A 7,271-nucleotide genomic window follows, 5' to 3' on the forward strand; every position below is an offset into this window, starting at 1 on the left:
TAATTTAAGAAAATTTAAGATCAACGCAATATGGACACTAGATGTAGGAATATTTTCCGCCGAAGAATAAGAGAGGAAAATTGATGAAGAAAAATGCAGCTTCACCAGAGTTATGCACAGAAGAGCTGTGGATAACTTTAGTTGGTAGGGAGTTTTACGCGGCTGGTGGTAATAACCGATATGAAGCGAGACGCTTTTGACAAATTCTTTCGAAAACCGTCAACTCTGTTTTTGCATGGTGAACAGTACACCGTCGTTCCGGTGAAGACGATGTATTCATATTACGAGCAGTTGAAAAATCAAGACATCGAAGCCGAGTATTTCGTCGATCCTTCGGCACGACACCAGTGGTTAGATCAAGCACCAGAGCTAATCACTCAGTGGTTTTTGGCTCATCCTTGAATTTGCCAGGCGATTTTTTCGAGGGCTTCGACCTCTTCGGCCCAATATCTATAGGTGTTGAACTCTGGAAATAGGCGCGGAAAGCTGGGGTCTTCCCAGCGTTTGGCAATCCACCCTGCATAAGAGATGATTCTTAATCCGCGCAAAAGGGGAACCCACGACCATTGATGTTCAGGAAACTCGCGCAGCTCTTCGTAGCCTTCGATGATTTGATATTTTTCCTGATCCAAAGAGTCTGCGTCTCCAGAAAGCAGCATCCAGAAATCCTGAATTACCGGGCCATTAACAAAATCATCAAAATCCACCAGGAAAAATTCTTTTCCATTGTTAAGTAGATTCCCCTTGTGACAATCGCCATGGATGCGAATGAATTCAGACGGGTTGAAAGTATCGTCAATAGCATAAAGAATGTCTTCCGCTGCATTCAGATATCGATCACGTACTTCGGGGGTGATCCAGTCTTGCAAAAAGTCGATGGTGTCCCATCCGCCATAATAGCTTGTGTCCAGAGTCGGGCGGTGCAGGGCCTTCTTTTTTGCGCCTATGTTATGAACTTGCGCCATCAGGCGACCAACTTTTTTTAGTTCACCCTCAAGAAACTCTTGCGGCATTCGTCCCAGCACTTTGGGAAAGAATGCCACGTACATGCCATCCACTTCTGAAACAGTGCTATCATGGCCTTGAAACAGTGGAGCCACAGCAGGAATGCCTTCATTTTTTAAGGAAAGAAGAAATTCATGCTCCTCTAAAATAGCCTCTTTGCTCCAGCGGTTGGGGCGATAGAACTTGGCGATCACGTTTTTTGTCGTTGTGTTTGCTTCGGCGGGCTCTTCAAGTTTGATGTCAAAAACACGATTTTCATAGGAATTGAGCTGTGTAAACTCGCCAGTTGGATAAAAGCCGGCATTTTCTGCGGCTTGCAGAACCTTTTCAGGATCTAAACTATAAAAAGAAGAGGTTTTATCCATTTTGCTCCCAAAGGTACCTGCTTCCCTTTGTTCACAAAGGGAAGCAGGTACCTTTTTCTTGCCAGTTTTTTGGGGTTAAGTCATTCTCTGACTGGATGAGCGATAAAGAAACTTTTCTGTTCGTTAAATGGTCTGTTGAAGTGCATCGGCGCAGCTTTCGGCGCTCGGTTTCTATTTATCTCTATCCCAATAAGCCCATCAAGGTGGTCGCCTCCAAAAGCACGTCGCAGAAGGTGATCACGGATTTTTTGATGGCGAAAAAGGACTGGATCGAAAAGAACTTTGAAAAGTTCTCTGAAATCGCAGAAAAATTCCCCGAAAAAAGGATCAAGGCTTACGAAAACTTTCCTTTCATGGGTAAAGAACGAAAGCTGAAGGTCGTCATTACGCTTAACAAAAAGCCTTTTGTGTCAGTGACAGAGGATCATTTGCTTTTGCATATTCCCAGAAATGACTGGAGCGCGAACTCTTTGATCGAAGAACATCCCACCGCCTTAAAAGAAATCAGACACTTTTATAAGCGCGAAGCCGTGCAGTTGCTTTCTGAAAGAATCAAATACTGGGCCGAGCAAATGAATTTACATCCCGCCCAGGTAAAATTTCGCGAGCAAAGAACTCGTTGGGGAAGCTGCTCTTCAAGAAAAATCATCAATTTGAACTGGCGCCTGATTGTCTTTAAGCCCGAGATTATCGACTATGTGATCGTCCATGAACTGGCGCACTTACAACACATGAATCATTCCGAAAGATTCTGGTCGTTGGTTGAAAGATATATCAGTGATTACAAGGCGATTATGAAGGCCTTAAAAGAGTCCCAATATTTAGTCGAATTTCTCTCTGAGCAAAACTAACGTAGGGCGAATTAGTAAAGACCATTCGTCGTTTTTGCGCGCATCAGGGACATAGCCAGCAAAGTTCCGACATAACCCACGCATGCTCCAAAGATTGTATCACTTAAGAAATGATCGTGAACCACCACGCGAGTCAGGCAAATTAGCATCGCCATAGGAATCCAGAACCAGCGCATCTTTGGAAAGGCCACGCTTAACATGGTTGCCACGGTGAATATCACCTGAGAATGACCGGAAGAAAAAGAATGCCAGTGCCAGTGTGTGGTCATGGGTGTGAAAACAAAAGGATCAAAATCGGGTGTTTTGTGAGGGCGCTGTCTGCCTACCGTGAATTTGATGATGTGAGTGATCACTCCACAGACGATCAAGGCCACAAAGAAGTTCAAACCCCAGCGACGGAAAAAATCTATTTTGTTCGTGTGTGTGCGGAAAGCAGAAATCCGCGGAGCCACCCAGGCGGCAAAGGCCCAAGTTGCCAAGGCTAAGACGAACCAGTATTCAGAAAGCGCCACATCGGTGAGTTCTCTTGCGGGATTTCTTAGTGCGTCTCTGACTCCGGCATCTGCGAAGTACAAAGAGAGGCTTTGATCGAAGAAGTACATCGCCAGAATGGCTAAAATGAATGAGCCAAGTATGACCTTAATAATATGTCTTGTCAGTTTTTGAGGGTCGCCCACGAGCTCGCCGAATTGTTGTACAGGCATGAAATTCCTTCCAAAGCAGAGTCTAAAACGTAACCCTATTGCAATACAAGGCCTAATGGGGGGTGACGAAAACTGGCCCAAGGCTTGCTTATTGGTCCAGCGACTGAATACTTGGAGGTTTTTCATGTTACCTATGCTTCATAAGCACGCTGTGATTACTGCGGCTCTGCTTGCATCATTAAGTCTTACTGCTTGCGGTAAGAAGAAAGACGTTCTTGCTCCGCCGACGGAGCAGCAGACTGCACAAAAGACGGGCGCAGAGTCTGAAACATCAAACACTAATGGCCAAGGCGACTTGCCTGATCCAAGCAATCCGAATGATACTTTGCCACCTCTTCCAGAGCCGATTCCGGATAGCAAAACAAATCCACCTAAAGCGAATCCTCCGAAGGCAACGCCACCTAAAACAACGCCTCCGGCTAAGCCATCAACTCCAGTTCCTCCTCCGCCAACAACGGAGCTGCCTAAGCAAACTCCGCCAGTGGTGAGCACTCTTCCAGCGCCAGCGCCGGGCACCAACCGTTTGCCCTCAGACTATCGCACCAACGATGCAGCCAATGCGACGAATGATGCTTTATCTAAACGCATGACGGGTGCCGTGACTGAAGATGGTTTGGTTTATACATCATCTTCAACCGATGATCTTTTGACTTTCCTACGAGCGCGCAACGAAAAAGTGGGCGCTGAATCTCGTCGCGCGAATTTAGCTGCGGCAGCTTCTGTTTTGTCAGCAAAAATGTCTGTGGATGGTCTTTCGGGTGACGCGGTTGTCACTTTGAAAATTCAAGAAGGTGCGGACGTTAAAGTTTATAATGTGGCGGGTTCAAGCACGAACGGTGGCTCTGCTTCGCCGGTGAAGTCTGTGCGTGCTGGTAACGATGAAAGAACCACAGGCGCGCGCGCTTTGTCTGGAACTTTGAAGTGTATGGATCTTGACGGAGGTTGTGAAACTACTTTCGTCAGATTGCAGATCGGGACTTCTCCGAACACGGCGATCATCAACTTGGTTTTCAGAAACTCTGCGGCTGATTTGTACTTCCACTTGCCTGCGCAAAATGCTCATTCGGATAATCCTGAGTTCTTGCTTCTTCAAGAATTTGCGGTGAGCACGATCCAAAGATTGAATGTTTCAAACAAGGTGAAAACTTCTAAGATTTCTTCTTGGGAAGTTGTGAACGGTCGATCTGGTTTTATGGTGTCTTTAAAAGGCGTGAACCAAGAGCTTCTTGCTTTTGCTGGTCCACTTTTGGCGCCTGAAGCTGGTACGGGTGTGAATATCAATCTTTCTCGTATTGCGAAGGATCAGGAAGACACGTTGGATTTGATCTCTTTGAACAATACGAAATTGAATTATGCAAACTACATTGGTGATGCTCGCTTGATCGCGAACAACGGTTTGGGTCAGGTTCGTATCGCCTTGAAAATGAGAAAGCGTGGTAACTACGCTCAAGATCAGTTTGCGATCACTTTCATGAGAAGAATTAAACCTCTTGTTGATTTGACTGACGACAACTTGAAATAGTTTTTTGCTACAATTAATAGTTTTCCTGGGGCCACGGACCTCCAACCGTGGCCTCTTTTTTTATCCCTTCTAAGCTCTTTAGCCTCAAAGTCCTTTTAATGCGTTTTAACGCTTTGATCTGGTGTCGAAGTGACCACAAAGTTCTTGGTACGATGGTTGCTTTAGCGGTCAGTGGGGAATCACTGAATCTTTGGGGGATACAATGACTTTTAAATCCAGTTTGTTAGTTGCCTTTTCAGCCATCACTCTGACTGCGGCTATTGCCGAAGCTTATATTGTTCCAGGTCGTGGGCCAGCACCTATTCCAAATCCGCGCCCAGAACCTCCGCCTTATCCTGGCTTCCCGGGACAAGATGATTTTGGAAATGGCAGTGGCCGTTTGGATCAACGGATCATTTACCTTGGTCGCCGCGTTTCTAATGAAACTTTAGAACTGCGCCAGCTTGCCGGAATCAACGAATCTTACCGTGGCTATGAAGTGGAATCGGTGGAAGTTGAAATCAACCGCAGTGGTCCCCGCGCTGAAGTGTCTTTGCTGACCGATGGACGTGTGGATGAAACTGCATTTTCTCCGCAAGGTTCTATCCTTCTTCGTCCACGCTACAGAGCTAAAATCGGCGAAGACATTCGCACTCTGCAATTGCTTGTTCGTGGAAACGCAGATATCGCGTCTATTCGCATTTCTTTAAGAGAGCCTGATCGTATCGATCGTCCTGGTCGGCCTGGCCGTCCGGATCGTGGGATTGAAGTGCCGCTCTATGTTTCACGTCGTATGTACGGAAATGATCGTTTGAATCTTTCCCAGTATATCGATGCCCAACGCTACCGTGGATACCGCATCCAACAAATCGAAATCGAAGCGACGCCTGTTTACAATACGGCTTTGATCGATGTGTTGATTAACGGTTTTAACCAAGGGCAGACTTTGCAGGTCGATCGTTATAACTCTCGCCAAACTGTGATCCCGCAAAATGCAATCATCGGGCAGGGAGCTGATAGCATCGTACTTATCACTCGCGGCGACTTAGACATCCACCGCGTGACTTTAAGATTGTCTGTTCGCTAATAAATAGGTTTTAAAATTCGACGACTTAAGGGCCTTTACCGGGCCCTTTTTTATTTCCTTCCGTCGAACGGCATAATGCCTTGCGATAGACGAGAGGGCGCTTCGCACGAATCCGCTTGTTTTGAGAATTTAAATCGGGTGAACTATTCCAGTACAAAGGAGATCCGATTTCTATGCAAAACAATCATCCTGAGTTTAACAAAGGCAAAGAAATTTCAACAGCTTCCGCGAATCCTCCGGTGCTTTCTGATTACATGGACTACCGCCAGTTCTTGGCTGATTTCTATAAGTTTAAACGCCATAGCTCGAAAGGTTCTTTGCGAGCCTACAACTATGCCGTTTTCTCGGCGGCGGCGAATATCAAATCTCCTAATTATTTGAAAATGATCATCGAAGGAAAAAGAAATCTTTCCGACGACATGATCGGCAAGTTTGGTAAAGCTTTGAGCTTTATGAAAGATCAGACAGAGGAATTCCGTTTGCTTGTGCACTTCACGCAAGCCACCGACCCTGCTGAAAGAAACATGTATCTTAAGAAGCTGAGCGAGCATCGTGTCGCTGGAAAATTGAAATCCGGTGAAATCGATCGCAAGACTTGGGAAAAGGTTCCGAACTGGGTGGCTTGGATCGTCTATGCCATGGTCGACCAAGAGGGTGTTAGCTTCGATACGGCGGCCTTAAAAGCTCTTCTGCGCGGCAAAGCTTCTGAAGATGAAATCGAAAATGCTTTAAATACTTTGTTAGCTTCGGGCGAGCTTCGTCGTGACGAAGTGACGGGTGAACTTAAGAAGAATCGCAGCTTGATTGAATCTCCGGAAGAGATTCCGGTGGCGTTAGTTCGTAAGCTTCAGTCGCAGTTGATGTACTTGGGATTGGAATCTTTGTATCAGGATCAACCGACCGAGCGCGAGTTCGGGACTTTGACCTTGTCACTGACGAAGGCTGAATTTGAAGAGATCAAATTTAAACTTCGTCAGATGCGCAAGACCCTTCATAAAGACAACTCTATTGCGCGTATGAAGCAAAAAGGGGAGCGCGTTTACCAATTGAACATTCAGTTGTTCCCGGTCACTAACGCCGTTGAAGGTGTTGAAAAAGCTTCGGTGATTAAGCCGGCTTTAGATATTAAAACAGAGAACGCGATTATCGAGACTCCAGTAGCTCCTGTGGCGGCCACTCCGGCTGTTGAAGCTGCTGTTGTAACGGCGGCTCCTGCCGAAAAAGATGCCCGTACAAATGTGAGTTCCTTGGCTGCAACAGCGGCTTCGGCAGCGGATCTTTTCCGTTAAAAATTCATTATAACCCACCGCGAAAGAGGCTTTCTTGAAATACGAAGGCCTCTCATGAAAATTTAAGATTCTTAAATTTCAGTGTCATTTCAGCCCCGAAAATCTCAGTGGATTGTGGATAACTCTGTGGAATACACCCATAAATGGTGGATATCTCGACCTTTTGGCGTAAATTGTCCCTTGCTAACATTAAGATCTCGTTAGGATGACACCACTTGAGCAAGACCAAAGTACTGCGTCACGGAAAATTTAATCATTGAATGTGAGGGGCAAAATCGGAAGGATAAACGATTTTCATTTTGCCGCAATTTTTGTGGTAAGATGAAAAGATGTTTTTCACACATGGGGGCGTACTGGCTTCGACGTGGGTGCTGAAGCATAAGGAGCATACCGGGGCGGATGAGGACCTCGTTAAAAACGTCCATTTTGTAATTGGCAACGATTACGCACTTGCGGCTTAATTAGCTCG

The 7,271-nt window shown here is 46.0% G+C and carries 7 protein-coding genes and 1 other RNA gene; 6 read left to right on the forward strand and 2 right to left on the reverse strand.

From position 1 onward, the window contains the following. The first annotated feature begins 180 nt into the window (after positions 1-180). Positions 181-402 carry a hypothetical protein gene (locus OM95_RS11395; RefSeq protein WP_041873832.1) on the forward strand — a complete coding sequence of 74 codons (222 nt, stop codon included), beginning with the start codon at positions 181-183 and terminating at the stop codon, positions 400-402. Here the strand turns inward: OM95_RS11395 and OM95_RS11400 are convergent. Then, positions 393-1,370 carry a serine/threonine protein kinase gene (locus OM95_RS11400; RefSeq protein WP_041873835.1) on the reverse strand — a complete coding sequence of 326 codons (978 nt, stop codon included), beginning with the start codon at positions 1,368-1,370 and terminating at the stop codon, positions 393-395. The two genes, OM95_RS11395 and OM95_RS11400, sit on opposite strands and share 10 nt — an antisense overlap. Before the next feature lie 95 nt (positions 1,371-1,465). Here OM95_RS11400 and OM95_RS11405 point away from each other — a divergent pair, with 95 nt between their 5' ends. Beyond that, positions 1,466-2,221, forward strand: a complete 756-nt coding sequence (locus OM95_RS11405; RefSeq protein ID WP_291516198.1) for a SprT family zinc-dependent metalloprotease — start codon at positions 1,466-1,468, stop codon at positions 2,219-2,221. An 11-nt stretch (positions 2,222-2,232) separates the two neighbouring features. Here the strand turns inward: OM95_RS11405 and OM95_RS11410 are convergent, their stop codons facing one another. Then, complete coding sequence (locus OM95_RS11410) at positions 2,233-2,925, reverse strand: phosphatase PAP2 family protein (RefSeq protein WP_041873838.1); 693 nt, start codon at positions 2,923-2,925, stop codon at positions 2,233-2,235. 124 nt (positions 2,926-3,049) lie between these two features. Between OM95_RS11410 and OM95_RS11415 the strand changes: the two genes are divergently transcribed. The 4 genes from OM95_RS11415 to ssrA form a co-directional block, all read left to right on the forward strand. Further along, positions 3,050-4,447, forward strand: a complete 1,398-nt coding sequence (locus OM95_RS11415; RefSeq protein ID WP_291516200.1) for a hypothetical protein — start codon at positions 3,050-3,052, stop codon at positions 4,445-4,447. Positions 4,448-4,649: 202 nt separating this feature from the next. Continuing rightward, on the forward strand, positions 4,650-5,513 hold the full coding sequence (locus OM95_RS11420; protein WP_041873841.1) for a hypothetical protein: 864 nt from the start codon (positions 4,650-4,652) through the stop codon (positions 5,511-5,513). 173 nt (positions 5,514-5,686) lie between these two features. Next, positions 5,687-6,802, forward strand: a complete 1,116-nt coding sequence (locus tag OM95_RS11425; RefSeq protein ID WP_041873843.1) for a TIGR02147 family protein — start codon at positions 5,687-5,689, stop codon at positions 6,800-6,802. Between the two features lie 344 nt (positions 6,803-7,146). Continuing rightward, positions 7,147-7,271, forward strand: a transfer-messenger RNA (tmRNA) gene (gene ssrA / locus OM95_RS17305); the annotation flags it as partial.

It is taken from the genome of Bdellovibrio sp. ArHS, from assembly GCF_000786105.1.
Lineage (GTDB): Bacteria > Bdellovibrionota > Bdellovibrionia > Bdellovibrionales > Bdellovibrionaceae > Bdellovibrio.